Below are 17912 nucleotides of genomic sequence, written 5' to 3' on the forward strand. Positions count from 1 at the left end.
GCTGTGGCTGTGGCTGTGGCTGTGGCTGTGGCTGTGGCTGTGGCTGTGGCTGTGGCTGTGGCTGTGGCTGTGGCTGTGGCTGTGGCTGTGGCTGTGGCTGTGGAAGCAAGGGTGGCAGGTCCTGCACCGGGATGTGCAGTGGGTCCGGCATGTCGAAGTCGTAGCGCTTCGGTAGGTGCGGGATGTGCGATCGCAACGACGAACCGGGCGGGTAGGAACGGCCCGGAGTGTCCTGCGGGTTCGGCTGCGAGCCTGGCGGTTCCGCGCCGTCGTCGCCGTTCTCGCCAGTGGTTCCGCCCGGCGGGTTGGGCGTACCGCCGCGCTCGGAGCGTGCTCCCGTCTCGGGGTTCTCCGACGACTGCGCGTCCGGCTCCTCCGTGGACTCGGTGTCTTCCTCGTCGGCCCGCGGCTCGTCGCGGCGGGCGGTTCCTTCCTCGGTTGGTTCGGCCGAGTCGTCCCGATCCGAATCCGATTCTCCTTCCGAGAGATCCATCCGGGGTCCATCCCGCTCGGAAGAAGCGCTATCGGAGTCCTCCCCCGCAAGACCGACACCATCGGACGAGCTGCGTTCGTCACCGGCGATAGGCGTGACATCCTGCCGCACAAGCGGTTCTGCGGCGGTACCCGAGTCCGGCCGATGCGGTTGCGGATCATACGGCGCGACCGTGCCCGCACCGCCTTCTTCCGGTTCGCTGTCGCCGCGGTCGGTCTCGGAGTCGGCGGGACGGCGCGGGCGCACGGATTCCTCCGGCGCATGCCGCGACCGGTCGGCGGCGCCCTGCGTTCCCTCGGGGGGCGCCACCTGCTCGACCGGTTCGCCAGCGCGCCGGGCCGCCTCCGTAGCTCCTTCGTCCTCCGCGGGTCGCGAAACAGGCTCGGGACCTGTGATATCCGCGCCCTGGATGCCGTCGGCACGCCTGCCTGACCCACCCGGCTCGATCGCCGAACGCGTGGGCTGCGCGACACCGTGCTCAGTCCCCGAATCCGATAGCAGACGACGCGACTCCACCGAACGCTCCGGCACGCCCTCCGGCTGGTTGGCAACACCGCCGGTCGGATCGGGGGGCGTCATCTGCTCGGCCGGCTGGCCGACGTGCGCGACAGGGTGCGTAGACGCGTCGTCCCCCGGCCGCGGAATACCTGCGGCGGCCGCCGTGTCCGTTTCCGGAGTGGCGTTCGGACGCGGGACCGGGTTGGTAACGGCGTCGTCCGGTGACGCGCCGCGCGGCGGATCCGAGGCAGCACGGCCGGTGGACAAAGTTTCTGCGGCAGCGTCTTCGGATAAACGGCGCGGGAGCGGCTCCGCAGAACCATCAGGAGCCGCATCCTCTCCCGGCATCTCCGAACGCGAGCGTTCGGGGCGTTGGTCCGCATGCGACACCCCATCCTCTGCTGGAGGAAGCGCGCTCGGCGGAGTGTCAGGCCGTGGCTCTGGGCTGGGCGGCGGCTCCGGTGTGTCCGCGCGGGGTGGGAGTTGGCGGTCCGGTGTGAGCGACGCGGGCGCGTAGGGGATTCCGGCGCGCCAGCCGGTCAGCGGTGGGCGGTTGGCATTCCAGTCCAGGCCGATCATGATGACGTGCTGGTTGGCGTCGCGCCAGGTGGCGGTCGGGTTGGCGCGCAGGTAGTTCGACTCGGCCGAGCCGTCCCGCAGCATCAAGATGTCCTGCGGCAGCGGCGCGCCCGCGATGAGCCGGTTCCATGCCTCGGCGACGTCGGCCACCGCGTCCAGCGGACGGCGGACCAGCACGCCGTCGCGCGGGTCGCGCATCAGGTGCTCGTCACGCATCAGGTGATTCTTGATCCGCTCGATCTCGTCGCGGGTGAACTCCGGCGTGCTGTCGGCGAGCTGATCGGCCACCGGCCGGGCAAGATCCGCGAGGTCGACCACGCCGGCGGCCTCGCGCAGCACGTCGCTGATGTCGGTGACCAATTGCATCGCGTCGCCCGGCTGTTCGTCGCGCAACTGACCGGCCAAGCCTTCCGCGAGCCCGTCGACGTCGAACTCGCCTCTGGTCGCGAGCTGGTGTGCGATCTGGGCAATGAGATCCCGTGCGCGCGCGGTCCGGTCGGCCTCGCGGTGCACGGCGAGGTTGTCGGTGATCGCATCGATGTCGCTGTCGTCGGCGCGGAAACGCTGGTACTCGCCATCGGCCCACTCCTGCACCCGCGCCCAGTTCTCCTGCGCCTCACGCTGTTTACGCAGGAACGGCTCGGTGAGGTTGCCGTGGTCCAGCACCTCATCGCGGACGTCCCACTCCCGCGCCATCGGTTGCACGTCGAGGCGCGGCGCCCGGAACCACGGATGGCCCTTGAAGCCAGGGCGGATCCGTCCGGGATGGTTCTTGTCGCTGAACCAGGTGAACCCGGACAGCTTCGCCGACTCCAGGATGATCCGCATCGTGTTGTAGAAGACGTCGGCGAATGGCAGCTCATAGGTGGGCACGCCCGGGTCCAGCGGCTTGCCACCCGGAATGACCGGCAGCAAGTCCGCGTTGACGCCGGGCCCATTGTCGACGAACGGATCGACCAGCGCTGCCTGGAACGGATCGACCGCCCACCCGCTGACGCCCTCGGGCAGATCGCGCGGGGAGAACTTCTTCGGCACGGTCCCCGAATGCCCGCGCTGCTCCCAGCCGGGCCGGTCCGGGTTCACCGGATGCCATTCGCCCTCGGCGTCCTGCCAGCGGGTCAGGTGGATGCCGGGGTCGCCGTCGCGCCACCGCGAGGTGACGAACTCCCGGCGCGGTGGCGCCAGATCCTCGGTGCGCCATCCCCCTTCGCGATCGGCGATGAGCTGCCGGTATTCGATGGTCGTCTCCGGCCGGGTGAACGCCTGCACGACGCCGGCATCGCGCCGCAACGCGTCGTGCAGCGCCGCGTCGTGATCGGCGCGCGAACTGTCCAGCGCGCCACGCGGACCGACGACGATGATGCGCGGCCGCTCCCCGTCGACGATGCCGACGCGATCGGTGATGCGGCGCGCACCCGCCTCGGCCAAGACGTCCCGGAAGGCGCCGCCCAGCTCGGCGATGCGGTCCTGGAGCCTGCCGATCTCGTTCTCGGCCCGGTTGACCCGTTCGGCCGCCTCGCGCAGCAACTCCAGATTCCTGGCCCGTTCGGCCACCTCATCGGCACGAATGGTGCGACCGGCCACCTCGTCGAGCGTGTCCGCCAGATCATGCGGACCCAGCCGGTCCGGATCGACGCGCAGGCGCGCGGCGATGTCGTCGCGCATCACCCGCCACGGTTTGATGCCGAGCACCAGGTCGGCGCGCTCGCGTCCGAGCCGGTCGAGTTCGGCGGCGACCTCCGCGGACAGCAGCGGCTGTTGCCGCGCGAGGTCGGCACGCAGGGCGTCGATGCGCCGATCCAGTTCCGCGAGCGCGACCTCCGGGTCGGCGAACTTGTCCTTGGCGTTCTTGATCTCGGCGCGTTTGGCGACCAATCGTTCCAGCTCGGCCACGGTCTCCGGGTCCGGAGGCCGATGCGGACCCGCGCCTGCCGCTTCCAGTCGCGCGATGCGCTGATCCAATTCCGCCAGCCGCTGGTCCGCCTCGTTGAACCGCTCCGCGGCGGCCTGGAGTTTGAAGATCGACGCCAAGCGCTGCGCGCGCTCCGCCTCGCCGACCACTTCCGGGATCTGCGTGTCGGTTTCGTCACCGAAACCGGCGACGTCCCGGACGCCGACCAGCTCCGCGGTCAGCTCCTCGATCATCGCCGTCGAATTGTCCTGGTTCAGTGCCTCGTCCGGGTCGTGGATCGTGCGGCCGGGGGTGTCGAACCGAGAGAACCGGTCATCGCGCTTCGCCCGCCAGAACTCGCGTTCCGAAGCCAAGGCGGCACGCTCACGCAGCAACGCGCGGTAGACGCCTTCGGGTGTTCCCGCCAGATACGTCGTCTCGATCTGCTCGTCCAGCGCGGCGACGCGCTCGTCCGCCTCGTGGCAGGCCCTGGCGGCGTCTTCCAGGGCATCGATGGCAGCGTGCCTGCGCGCCATGTCGTCGACCCGCATCGTCTTGCCGCGCAGTTCCGCCAACGTCGCGTCGAGCCGCTCGGGGGTGAGGTCGGTCCCGGAGTCGACCGGCAACAGTTCGGCGCACTGATCACGCAGGGCGCGTAGTTCCTCGCTGCGCGCGACCGCTTCCGCACGCTCGGCGCGCAGACGTTCGAGTTCGGCCCGTGCCTCGGGTGTGATCTGATCGGTGCGGGTGTCCTCAGGCGCGGAGGGCTGCCCGGCACGTGACGACTCCGCGTCCGGATCGTTTCCGTAGCCGGGCCGGGATTCTGGGGCAGGCAATGCGGTTCCGGCTTCCGCGCGAGGCGGCGGTGAAGGCGATCGATCCATGTCGGTCGACCGCTGATTTTCACGTGGCTGTTCGCCGCCGGACCGCTGACTCGGCTCGCCCGCGATGCGTGGCGGTTCGGACTGCGGCCGGGGCGCACGCGACTCGCCCTGCGCGGGGCCGGAACCGGGCGTATCCGGTGCGGGCCGCGCGGGCGATCGCCCCTCCTCGGGCGGCCGGATCGTGGTGACGTGTACGCCGTTCTCGTCCACCGTGACGAGGCGGAAGTCGATGCGCACGCCCTGATCGGTCAGTTGCCGCCTGGTCTCCTGCGCCAGCACCGGATCCGGCTCGGCCAGCGGTGAGGCCACCACCACCCGCTGCCCGTCCGGCAGCACACCGACGCCCTCGGCGACCATCCGCGCGCCCTCGGCGACCAGCACGTCGCGAGCGGCGAGGATCCCGGCCTCGGTCCTGGCGTTGTTCTCCTCGGCGACCGCTTGGTGCAGCCTGTTCAGGTCCGACCGGATGGCGCGGACGGCAGACGTGAGATCGGCGACGCGTCGCTCGGCCGCGCGAAGATCGTCGAAGTACTGCACCATCTCCTCACGCGGCACGTGCTCGCGGTTGCGCAGGGCCTCCGCGCGCCCGATCTCCGTCTGCATCAGCGTGTCGACCGCACGCGAGATCTCGTGCGGCATCATCCCTTCCGGACGCAAACCGAGCAAACGCGCGCGTTCGGTGATGCTTCGATCAACCGCCGCTCGGGCGGCCGCGGCGTCGGCAATCCGCTGCTGCAGCTGTGGCAGCGCGTCGCGCAGTTCCGGCGTGACGGGTTGGTGCGAGCGCGCCGGTCCGTCCTGCCGCCATCCACTCGGATCGAGCTCGGGCTGCGCCGCGCTCGGCGGCTCGTGCGGTGGATGCTGCGATCCACCCGCACCATGCGGTTCCGGCGCCACCTTCTGCTCCGCGCCATCGGGCGGCCACACCCGGATGTCACCGGGCTCGCCAGTGTGCCGAGACGCCGAATCCGGCTGCCGCGCAGAAGGTTCCTCGGCGTTCCCGACCTCCGTGCGCGCAATCGCGTCCGGTGTCCGCTTCCCGGGCTCAGTCTGCTCGCCCGCACGTCGTACAGGGGTGGGGTCGTCAGCGCGGATGGCCGTTTCACTTTCGTCCACCGGATCCGGGTGGGCGTCGTCGGTCTCGCTCGGCTCTCCGGGACCCATTGTGTCGCTGGTTCGTTCGGGCTGTGTGTCCGAAGAAGCGGGTTCCGGCGCAGGTTGCGCGGGTGTCTCCGCCGCGCTCCCGGGGGAATCCGCGCGCGGCGCGACCGGTGCACCGGGTCGCCAGGAGCGGGGCGACCCGGTGGAGGGTTTCCCGGCTCCAGGAGCGGATTCCGGTCCCCTTTGCGGGCCGAGTTCCGGTGTGGCAGGGCGTCCTTCGGTCGGTTCCGTGCCCGAGGGTTCCGGTAGACCCGCCATATCCCGCAGCCAAGCGGCGCGCTCGGCGCCCATGCGGGCTTCCCATTCGGCCTGCTCGACACGCATCCGCTCGAACCAGTCGTCCGGGCGGATCGGGAGCTCCGCATCCTCGTCGGCCTGCGACGAGGCGTCCGGACGGCCGGAGGACGATTCCGACTCGGGGACCCCTGGTCGGGGCTCGGCGGTCCGGCGGGCGGCGGCGAGATCACGCAGCTCCTGCACCCGCTGCTGCGCCACGCGAGCCGCCATATCGGCGTTCTCCGCGCGCATCCGGGCGGCGAACTGCCGCATCTCGTCGACGATCGTCGCGTCCGGCGGCAACGGCTGCTCGGCCATCTCGTGCAGCCACGCCGCGTGCTCGGCCGCCATCCTGGCGTTCCATTCGGCTTGCTCGATCTGCATGCGGAGGAACCAGTCCGAGGGTTCACTGGGCAACCCGGGTCGCGACGGTCCATCCTCGGGCGGGGGCGCCGGCGTCGGCGGCCCGCCGGGCGGCTTCTGCGCTCCACCACTCGCATTCGTCTCAGGGCCCTCAGCGGAACTCGACGGATCCTGCGTCTCGCCGGGTTCCGGCGACGGCACCCGCGCCTTCCCGGGCTCACCGCTCGCACGCTCCGGATCGCCGGACACATCTTCCCGACGACCGGTCGCGGACTGGTGCGGTTCATCAGGCCCAGCCGGCCGCCCGGACGAAGAGTCGGGCGCATCCGTGGTTTCCGGCTGACCCGGAGTTTGCCGCGACTGCGGCGGCCACACCCGCACATCACGCGGCTGGCTCGCCGAACGCGCCGGGTCCTCGGACGCGTCATCCCGACGACTGGTCGAAGACTCGGGCGGCACGCCCGGCTCGGTCTCGCCGGGCGCGGACTCGGGCGCCTGGTCCGGACGAATCGCCGGGGGTTCGTGCAGCGGAGTCTCGCGTCGACCCGTCGCAGGCTCCGGCGATCCGGCCGCATTCGGATCGGCGGGTTCAGGACGTCTGGTCCCGCCGGAACTCGGTGTGTCCGGTCGCGGTGGAAGCGCGGCAGGTCGCGTTCCGTCGGGCGGCGGCAGTTCAGGGCCGTCGGTTCCCGACGTGGGCGGCAGCCAGGCGGGATTCTGCGCGACCGGATCGACCGCATACGGGATGCCCGCGCGCCAATCGGTGAGCGGCGGGCGGTCCGCGTCCCAGTGGTAGCCGAGGCCGATGGCGTGCATGTTCGCCTCACGCCAGCCCGCACTGGGATTGGCGCGCAGGAACTCCGACTCGGCCGAGGCGTCTTGCAGCAGCAGCAGGTCTTGCGGCAGCGGCTCGCCCGCCATGAGGCGATTCCACGCCTCGGCGACATCGGCGAGCCGGTCCATCGGCCGCCGCACATACGCGCCGTGGGGGTCGGTGTAATCGCGCACCCGATGCTCGTCGAGCATGAGATGGTTCTTGATCTGCTGGAGCTGGTCGCGGGTGAACACCGGGACGTCCTCGCGCATGTGCTCGGCGAGGACGGCCGCGATGGCGTCGGGATCGGTGCCGAAGTACAGCAGTTCGCGAATGTCCTCGATGGTGTCGCGCACCGCGTCCCGGTCGTCGGAGGCGAAGCGGTCGGCCAGCCGCTCCGCCACCCGGTCGATCGCATCCTGCAGGCGCGACAGCTGGGCGTCGACGTCGAGCAGCGGGTTGACGCCGCGGTCCCCCGAGACCAGCTCGTCTCGGACGACGTCGACCACATCGCGCGCGGCCGCCTGCTGCCGTGCCCGCCGATGCGTCTCCAGCCCCTCGGCGATCCGGTCCACGTCGGTACCGTCGGCCAGGAACCGGTCGTATTCGCTGTCGGCCCATTCCTGCACGCGGCGCCAGTTGGCTACATCCGCATCCCATTCGCGCTGTAGGGATTCCGGGATCTCCACGCGGTCGGCGGGGTTGCCGTGCTCGGCCGGATCCCACGGCCGATGCATCGGCTGGATATTGCGCTCCGGCGGCGCGAACCATTCGTAGTCGCGGAAGACCGTGCCGAACGGCGGAATCTTCTGCAGCCACGGCCGCGCCTGCACCCACTCGCCGATCTCCGGATGACGCTGGATCCATGCCTTCACCGCGGGGTGGTTCGGCACCAACGCCGCCATCAGGATCAGGCGCGCGATGTTGTAGGAGTCGGCGCCCCAATGCTGCGCGAATACACTCATCCCCGGCGGCACATGGGAGGTGTCGTACTGCACCGGAGCCTGCGGCATGTGCACCGGCAGCGAGCTTTCCGGGATCTGACCCTGCGGAACATCATCGGTGGGCAGCGTGATGTCGTTGACGACGTCCTCCATCGCCCACCCGCTCACGCCGTCCGGCAGATCCTTCGTCTTGTACTTCTTCGGCAGGGTGCCGCCGTCCCGGTTGGTTGTCCAGGTGGGGCGGGTCGGGTCGACCGGGTGCAGGTTCCCTTCGGCGTCTCGCCAGGCGGTCATGTGCAGCCGTCTGCCGTCGTGCCAGCCGCTGCTGAGACGTTCCACCTCCGGCGGCGCCATGTCCGCCGTCCGCGCGTTGCCCTCACGATCGGCCAGCACCTGCCGGTATTCGACCGTCGTCTCCTCTCGCACGAAAGCCTGGGCAACCGCGGCGTCGCGGCGCAGCGCGTCGGCGAGGGCGCGATCGTGATCGGCGCGCGGCACCGCCGGATCGCTGCGGGGGCCGAGCACGATGATCCGCGGCCGCTCGCCTTCGACGATGCCGACCCGGTCGGTCACCATCCGCCCGCCCTCGGCCTCGACGAGTCGCCGCCACACACCGGCGGCCCGCGCCATCTCGTCCTGTAAGCGGCCGATCCGGTTGTGCGCCTGGTTCACATCGTTTGCGGCATCGGCCAACCCGTCGATCTGGAGCAGCCGGGCGGGCAGTTCGTCGACGCGCAGCGTGCCGTCGCGCAGTTCCTCCCGCGCCTGCGCGTGCAGCTCGTCTATGGTGTCGCGCAACCGGTCCGGGCCCAGCGCGGCCTCGTCTGGGTGGCCCGAATCGTTGGCCGCCCCGAGCCGGACGGCGAGGTCGTCGCGCATGCCACGCCGCGGTTTGATCCGCCGGAGCTCTTCGGCCCGCTCCCGCGCCATCCGGTCCAATTCGGCGGCCGCCTCGTCGGACGGCGGGCGGTGCCGCGCGACGCCCGCCTCCTCCAGCTCGGTGAGGCGCTGGTCCACGCGGCGGACCCGCTCGTCGAGGGTGGTGAACTCCTCGGTCGCGGCCACCATTTTGCGCAGCGTCGCCGTGCGCCGTTCCCGCTCCTCGGCGGTGACCGGCTTGCGCACCTGCCGGTCGGCTTCTTCGAGACCGCCGCTCACCTCGACGACGTCGGTTCGCGCGCCCGCGTGCAGCGCCTGGATCCGCTCGTCCCGCGAATCCGCGTCCCGGCGAACCCATTCGGTGGAATCGTCCAGGCCGAGATCGGCCGCGCGTTCGTTGGCCTTGGCACGGACGAACTCGCGTTCGCGAACGAGGTCTTGGCGCTGCCGAAGCAACCCGTCGTATTCCTCGATCAGGCCGATCCGCGCCGCGAGCTCGCCGACCTCGGCGGCCGCGCGCTCGAATTCCAGCACGAGCATGCGGAGTTCCGCTACCAGGGCGTCGTCGCCTTCCTGCAGTAGTTTCCTGCTGGACAAGTCGGCAACAGTCGCTCGAATCCGTTCGGGGGCAAGGTCTTCTGGTTCCACCGAGGTCCGGAGCGCATCGGCGAGTGCCCTGACCCGCGCGGCCAGCTCATCGCGCCGGGCGACCGCATCGGCATGAGCGCGAACCGCCTCCTCATGTGCCGAGCCGGGCCGCCCGCTGCCCGGCTCACCGGGTTCGGATGCGAACGACGCTTGCGGTTCCCCGGGGGGCTTCCTGGATCCGCCACCGGCCTCCGCTACGGGGTCGCCCGCGTCATCGGAAGCACGGTTGTCCGGCCGCTCGGGCACTGCCTCCGGCGGGACGAGTCCGCGGGACGCCTCGCTCTCGCGCATGCGAGCGACCCATTCGTCCAGCTCGGCGTACATCCGGGCGTTCCACTCGTCCTGCTCGGCGTCCATCCGCCGCTTCCACTCGGAGCGGTCGTCCCGCGGTTCGGGCGGCGGCGAGTCGTCCGGTGGGACCGCCATGTCGTCGGAGTCGATGCGTGGGGTCCCGGTTCCGGGACGTGGTGTCCCGTGCTGCTCCAGCGCGCGCAGCAACGCGGCGTTGAGGATTTTCGCGGGCTCGGAAGCATTGTCGCCGTTGAGTTCTACGTCGGCGAATCCTTCCGGTAATGCCTCCGAGTTGTAGAGGGCGTCGCGCGCGTCGAAGCACAGCCCGGGCATCTGGCGCAGCCACTCGTCGTAGCCCGCGGGCGTCGGATTCTCATGCGTCGCGGTGTAACGCCGCACCAGGTCCGAGTCGACGCGGAATCGGGTCAGCGGCGAACCCGAGGTGTCCATGGCGTGGCCGACCTCGTGGACGATGATGCTGTAGACGGGCCTGCGGTTGTAAGCCGGATTGAACCGGCCGTCTTCGACATTGAGCGCGACGGAACGGCGCAGCTTCGCCGGATCCGTCGCGAGTGTTTCATGGAGAATGATGGACTCGGCATACGGCGGGCGACCGTCGGCCGGCCGGTGGATCGAGACGGTCTTCGCGAAGATTCCGTCCTCCAGCGGTTCGATCCGCACGCTGTCCAGGTGGATCTGCGGGAACCGGATCAGGCGTTCATCGATCGCCCTGGCGAATTCTCTGAGGACGTCGACATCGGCCCTGGGGCTGTCGAACCCGATGACCTCGAGCCCATGCCGCTGTTCCAGCGTTCGCTGGATCTCGGCGGCGTCCATGCGCGACCATTCGTCGTCGAGTACGGGCTGCTCGTCGGGCGCGTCGAGGGCGTCGTCGTCGCGGTGTAGTCCGTCGTCACCTGCCTGCGGTGGTTGCTGAATGCCGCCTGGGTCAGCGAAATCCGGCCGCGGAGCGATACCGAGACCGTCCGGCGGCAAGCCCGCGGCGCGGCGCACCAGGTCGTAGACCAGCCGGGCGGGCTCGCTGGCGTTCGCGCCGCGCAGCACCACATCACGGAATGCCTCGGGCACCGCCTCTTTCGGGTCGAGTGCACCGTGCTCGTCGAAGCTGTAGCCGCTGAGCCGGCGCAACCACGCCTGGTAACCCTCGACGGTCGCCGGATCGTGGTTGGTGGTGTAATGCCGCAGCAGCGCGTCATCGACCACGTCGTGGACCGCCCGGCCGCCCGCGTGATCCATCGCGTGCCCGTACTCGTGCACGAACACGCTGTACATCGGGCGGTCGAGGACACTCGGGTCGAAGCGGCCGCGGTCTACATTGCGCTGCAAGCGATCCCGGAACGCGCCAGGATTCGACAGATCGCGGTCGCTGAGCACGATCGAGTCGGTGTAGGTCCGGCCGGTCGCCGGATCGATGGCCGAATACGCCCGTCCCGCGACCCAGCCGCGCAGTGGCCCGATACCGACCCGGCGCAGATCGACATCCGGATGAGCCGTGCGCATATCCGCGACGGCTCTGGCGTATTCGCGCACCGCTTCGGGATCCAGGCCCGGCAAGTCGAATCCGAACGTCTCGAGACCCGTCAGCTCGGTCAGGCGTTCGCTGACCTGCTCCGGATCGAGTCGCGACCATTCGTCCCGGATCGGTGCGTCGGTCCGGTCCGGCACGTGGCCCGTGCCGTCGTCGACCGCCATCTCATCCGGCCGGTTCGGGTTTGTGTCCCTGTCCGGGTTCCTGGCCTGCGGGTCCGGCAGAGCAGGCTTCTGGTCAGTCCGGGCCGACTCTGCGTTGTCATCCTGGCGCGATCCGAAGGGCAACCGATCCGCGACCCGGCCCAGCACACCACGCGGCGCACGGCGCTCGCTCAGGTCCGCCGAACCATCTTGCAGTAATCGGCCGATCCGGGCCGCAAGCCGTCCCGGGCTTCGGTCCGACAAGCCCTGGAAGTGACGCGCCAAGGCATCGGAGATCGTGCCGGAACCCCTCGGCGGCGGCACCAGCCACCCGCCGTTACCGTCGCTGAGGAGCTTGATCGGCAGCGATTCTCCGCGGGCCTTGACGTGTTCTACCACCAACCGCATGTCGGACGGTCGGCCGACTCCTGCTCCGCGGACCGGCATCATCAGCTGACGGGCGTACAACCGATGCGCCACCTCGGCGGGATGCGGCGGCCCGAGAGTCGGGTCGGCTCGGAACGCACGGTGGCCGACCGCCATGAAGTTCTCACGGAGCCTGCCCGCCGCACGCCAGGCCTTCAACGTCGGGCGGGCATCCCGCTCATCGGCCTTGGTATAGAAGGCATCCCCGTCGAGCTGTTCGATCCAGGCGTCGTAGCCGAGGTCGGTCCGGCCTTCCGCGCGGTAGCGCAGGTAATGCGCGAGCATTTGTGCGACCGCCTCATCCCGGTTCGGGCGGCGCTGCGGTCCCTCGGCCTCGCGTGCGGTGATCTCCTCCGTCACGAGCTCACCGTCGGGTCCGCTGGACACCTGCCGGTAGTCGAGCCAGTGCGTACCGTCCCACAGCGCATTGCTGTACTCCGGCCGGTTCGCCGCCAGCTCGCGCAAGGCGTCCAGGTGCCGCCCCTCGGTGGCCACGACGACCAATCGGGGGACTCTGCCCCAACCCTCCTGGCGCGGATAGGCCAAGACGTGGCCGGTCAGCGGCTCACCGCCGGGTTCGTGGCGCAGCTGCCCCTCGACGGCAGGGCGAACGAGGTCGGTGGCGTCGGACTCCGACAGCTGGGGCGTCGTGTGGGCCGGTTCGCGAATCGGGGCGCTGTCGGAGACGTTGGGCTCCTCCTGGCGGGGGTTCGCCCACCGAAGGCCCTCATTGTCGACCGAACGCGCGACGTCGAAGGCGATTTCGGCCGCCTCCGAGCCGACCTTGTCGATGTAGCGCCGAAGCGCCGCACGCCCGGCCTCGTAGGCGACCCGTTCCGGCGGCGGCGCGTCGGCCGAACGCGCGGCGGCCCGGCTCGCCTTGCGATACGCCTTGTCGTAGGCATCGGCGTACGCGCGTTCCGCGGGACTGATCGGGACGAACCGGCCCGCCTCGCGCAGCATCCGGAAGGTCTCGATATCCAGCGCGTAATCGCGGCTGCGCTGGTCCCGCATCGCGGGGGTGTCGCCGCGATGAGCCCGCGGAGCATCGGACGATGTCACGGCGTCCGGGCCGGGCCTGATGCCATGGGCCCGGTCCCACTCCGCCCCGTACCGCTGGGCGTAGTCGAGGCCGTCGACGAGCGGGCCGAGATCGCTCAGGTGCGCGCGCACCGCGCGGACACCGGCACGGTGCGCCGCCGCGTCGAGCCACTCCGCGGCGATGATGAACCGATTGCCGTAACGCCGCCTGCGGTAGATGTCACTCGCCGTCTGCCTGGCCTGCTCGTGCGCGGCCAGATACTCCCTCGCCAACGGGTCCGCCAGCGATCCGATGGCACCGGTGGTGTCCCGCAGCTGCCTGCTGAAGGCGAAACCCGCGGCCTGGGCCTCGGCCTGGCGGTCCAGCATCAGGGCCAGGTATTCGTCGCGCGACAGCGTGAACCGCTCCAGCGCGTGGCCTTCGGTCACGCTCAGCTGATCGGCCAGTACGGCCGCGTGCACCAAAGCTACCGCTTGCTGACGCGCATTGTTCGAGAGGTCGAGCACCACGGTGTTCGTGACCGGGTCGTAGCCGGCGACCCGGCCCAGGTCGAATCGGCCACCGTCGCTTCGCTGGACCCGCGCTTCCGGCTCGGTGCTGTACCGGATGCGCACCCCGTGCCGCTCCAGCGCGTCGGCCGCCCAGCGACCGAAATCGTTGGAGACAAGCAGCTTCCGGGTCCGGCCGAGCGCGTCTTCCGCTCGATCGGTGACGGCCGTCAGGTTGTTCGGCAGATCCGCTTCCGGTGGCGGCGCGACGTCGGCCGGTCCATCGGATCGCACCGGCTCCGCGCCGTCACGAGACACGAAGAGGACGCCGGATTCATCCACGTGGATCCGGACAGGTCCGGTCGGCGCGGGCGTATCGCGCTGAACGGCCGTGGAGATCGCGTCGATGATCCGGGTGCGCTCGGTTTCGGCCTGGGCATGCCGCCCGGCCAGATCGGCCAGCAACCGCATATCGACATCGGAGTTCCTGAAGACGACGAACCTGGAGCGATCCATCAGCAGGTCGAGCACGGCCTGCCGGTCCGGTCCGACCAGGTCGTCCGGAACGCCGAATCCACCTTGCAGGCGCCGCACGAGTCGATCCCATTCGGCATCGATCCGCGTCATCTCCCGCAGGAGAGCCGCGTGCTCGCGCACCAATTGCTGCAATATCCGGGCGGATTCCGGCGACGACGGGACATGCTCGTGCATGCCGTCCGGCGCGGTGTTGCGATGCTGGGCATCCCATTCCCGGCCCGCCACATCGCGGTGGCTGTGCCCCGCGGCCGGATAGTCCGGCGAATCGAACAGTTCGCTCGCCAGCAGGTCCGCCACACCGGCCTCGCGACCGATACGCCGCAGCCGATCGGCGTCGATGCTCGGATCTTGCCGGCGGGCGGCGGCGACCGCCGCGTCATAGGCATCGAGATACGTGCTTTCCAGCGCCCGGCGGTACGCCACTTCCGTCACGTCGGGCAGCGGCCCGGGTGCCGGATCGTAGCCCGCAGTGCGCAGTTCCCGGTTGAACTCGGCCTCGCAACCCAACGCGGCAGCCTCCGCACGCAGGTGCGCCGCGACATGATCCGCAAGATCCATTGCCCGGATCCCCGCCGGTGTCACCTCGACTCGACCGGCGAGCACCGCCTCGGCCAGCGCCGCGGCCCGCACCACCGCGGCGGCCTGAGCCAACTGGCTGCGGTCCCGAGTCCCGACGACGACGTCCATCGTTCTGCCGTTGAACGAATCCGGCCGCACCGCGCTGTCACCGGATTCGCCGAACCGAACCGCCGCCCCGGCCTCCCGCAATGTCGCCGCGGCGGCGCGGCCGACCTCGGTCTGGTCGAGCACCTGCCAGACCTGCGCTGCCTCCTCGTCCGGCGGCCTGCTCAGCCAGCTGTCCGGTGGTTCCACCGCCATGTCGTCGGAGTCGGAAGACCGGCCGCGCGGCACATCGAGATTCGGATCCGTGCGAGCTTCCCGGACCAGCAAGTCGTGCAGGACCCGCGCCGGTTCGCTCGCCCGATCGCCGTTGAACTCGACATCGAGGAAGGCGTCCGCCATCGCTTCCGGGGAGAAGAAATCGCCCCGCCGATCCTCCGAATCGCCGACCCGGCGCTCGTCCCGGTCTCCCGTCCGGTCGCCGGACCACACGGCATCGGAACCAGCGGGATGCAGCGGATTGCCCTGCGCGTCGTACAGGATCGCGGAGACGCGGCGCAGTTCCTTCGGCACGTGCGGCGGGAATCCCTCGCGGATACCGGCGCCGGGATCGGACACCTCCACGAAGAGCTCGCCGGTCTGCGGATGCCGCCGCACCGTCAGCACATAGGCGTGCGCGCCGACGCCGTGCTCGTCGGTCGGGCCCGCGTATTCGTCCACCACCAGGGCGCGCGCGCCCTCCTCGCTCCGCGCCAGCAGCGCGTCGGCGATCGGCTGGTGCCGCGGTTGGCCGGGCTCCGCCTCCGGGACGTCGCGCAGTGGAGCGCCCGACGCGTCCGCTACTTCGCTCCGCGACATGCCCGCGGGACCCACCGGCTCCTCCGGCACACGGATGACGTCGCTGCCGGTGCCCTGCTGGATCTCGTCGAGCGCCAACCTGGCGCATTCCCCCCGGTTGGCCGGATCGACGTGCGGCACCGCGGGTTCGGCCGTTCCGGTCGGTTCCGCGCGGGTGACACTGTTCGTGTCGCTGCCGGGGTCGGCCCGCGGCCCGCCACGCGAGGACAGACCCGCGCCGGTGTCCGCCGCAGGCAGCGGCGGGACGACCAGCAGACTCTCCGGCGGAATCGAGACATCCGGGTCCGCGTCCACCCGGGTTCCGAAGATGTCGACGGCGTCCGTGCGGCCACGGGCTTGCGCTGCGTCCGCGGACCGTGTCCGGGGCGCCTCGGAGTCGGCGACCCGCGCCTGTGTCGCTCCTTCGCGGGCAGCGGGCCCGGCGGCGCGCTCCGCGGAACCTGCGCGGCTTTCCGGCACGCCCGCCGGCCTGCGCGTCGGATCACCAGCTCCGGTCTGAGTGCGCGGCTCACTCGTAGCGGCTGCATTCGTGCGCGTATCGGAGGCCGCCTGCGTCGGGGTGGCGGACGGATTGTTCGCTGCACCGGCCGTGGCTGCTGCGGGTCCAATGGACTGCGTGGGCGCGGATGGCGGCGCGGCGGTGGCCGGTCCCTGCGGGGTGGGCGGACCTGCGGGCATAGCGTCCGTCCGCGGCACAGTGCCGTCGATACCGATGCCGTTGACGCGGGTCCCAGTGGACTCGGGACTGTGCGACGCCGTCGTCTCCGGGTTGCGCGTGGGAGCGGCATCCTGCTGTGCCGCGGCGATATTCGTGTCCTTCGGCGCGCTCGGTTGGCTCGCGCCTCGGTCGGGGTCAGCCCCAGGACGCGCCGCGTCGGAACTGGCCGGTTCCGATCGCCCCACCGAATCGTCGGCGCCGCGCGCCTGCATGTCACTCGCGGCTGGATGATCAGCCGCGACCTGGTCATCCGAACGCGTGCCGCCACCGTCATCCTGCGTCTGGGCAGCGGTGTCGTCGCCCGCTCCGCGTCCATTCGCGGTGCTGTCACCCGTCTGCCCGCTCGTGTCCCCGTCAGCGGTCCGACCGTTCGTGGCGGCGTCACCCGTGGTGCCGTTCGCGGCATTGCGATCGCCCACGGAATTGTCCCCGGCTACAGGCCCATTCGCGTCGCCGGCCCCGTGGCCATTGGCCGTCGCGTCCCCAGGCCCGCGCCCGTCCGCGTCGCCTACACCCCGACCGTTCGCGGTCGCGTCGCCAGCCCCACGACCGTTCGCGGTCGCGTCGCCAGCACCGCGACCGTTCGCCGTCGGATCTCCAGCCCCCCGGCCATGTGCCGTCGGATCTCCAGCCCCCCGGCCATTCGCATCACCCGCCCCGTGCCCGTTCGCCGACCCGTCGCCCGCGGCAGGTCCGCCGTTCGCCGGTTCGCCGGAGCCAGGCGCGATTCCGTTGCCGGCCGCGGGAGTGAGCGCACCGTCGTTACCGAAACCAGCACCATCAGGCCGAAATCCGATTCGCGGATCCGGAATGGGGGCGTTACCCCCAGGCGGCGTGTACCACTCCGGGTGCCGGGAGCGGTAGAACACATCCGCCTGCGCGCGGCTCGCTCCGGACATCGCGCCATTGGACACACCGGCCGTGATCATCCGCGGGTCGAACTCCGTGTTCTTCGCGTTCGCGACCGCCGCGTCCCAGCCGTCCTGCGCCCAGTCGATACCGAACTGGGTGACCACGCTGGCGCCGAATCCCGCGACCGCGCCCGCCCCGCCCGCGGAAGCACCGGTGATCGCACCGCGCAACCAGGGCCGCATCTCCTGGCCGAGCTTGTTGCCGATCCAGTCACCGAACGGGCTCGCCGCACCCGCGCCTGCCGCCGAGCTCACCGCGGTGACCGCGACCTGCTCCCAGTTGACCGCGTTCCGATGCCCCGCGTTCATTTGGTAGGCCTGGATGCCCAGGTCCTGCATGGTGCCGATGATCGTGTCGAGAGCGAGGTGGCGCACGAGGAAGGTGGCGAGCTTCTCGCCGAGGAATCGCGAGGTCCACTGGATGATCTTGGTCATCACGCGCTGGGCCAGCAGCCTGATCCCGATGCGCGTGAAACCGATCGCGGCCGCCTCCACCGCGGGCGCGGTCGGCGGGAAGATCCAGGCCGCGGCGATCTCCGCCGCGAGCAACGCCAGCGACGAGATCATCATGATCTGCGCGTATTCGATCTCGGTGCCCACTTGGTAGGCGCCCTCGCCGACGTTGTCGAACACCTCGGCCAGCTTCGCCAGCGACTGATCGCCACTGCGCAGTTCGCCGAACAACTTCATGGCCTCGTCGCTGCCCCGGCCGTCCGGATACGCCGCCAGCGTGGCGCTCTTGGCGGCGTCGATGTCGGCCAGGATGTCGCGCAGACCGTCCGCGGCGGTACGCCAGTCTCCGGCGAGGGCCCACATGCCGTCGGGGTCACCTGCCGGCCAGTCGGAGCCGGCCACCCATTCCAGCCACCGCAGATATCCGGGCAGCTCAGCCATGCGC

General features: G+C 70.7%; 1 pseudogene. It reads right to left on the reverse strand.

Features of this window, described 5'->3' with window-relative positions:
- Nucleotides 1-17908: pseudogene (locus tag AB0M45_RS17790) on the reverse strand (hypothetical protein); the annotation flags it as partial.
- Nucleotides 17909-17912 lie beyond the last annotated feature (4 nt).

The organism is Nocardia sp. NPDC051787 (assembly GCF_040681325.1).
Taxonomy (GTDB): Bacteria; Actinomycetota; Actinomycetes; order Mycobacteriales; family Mycobacteriaceae; genus Nocardia.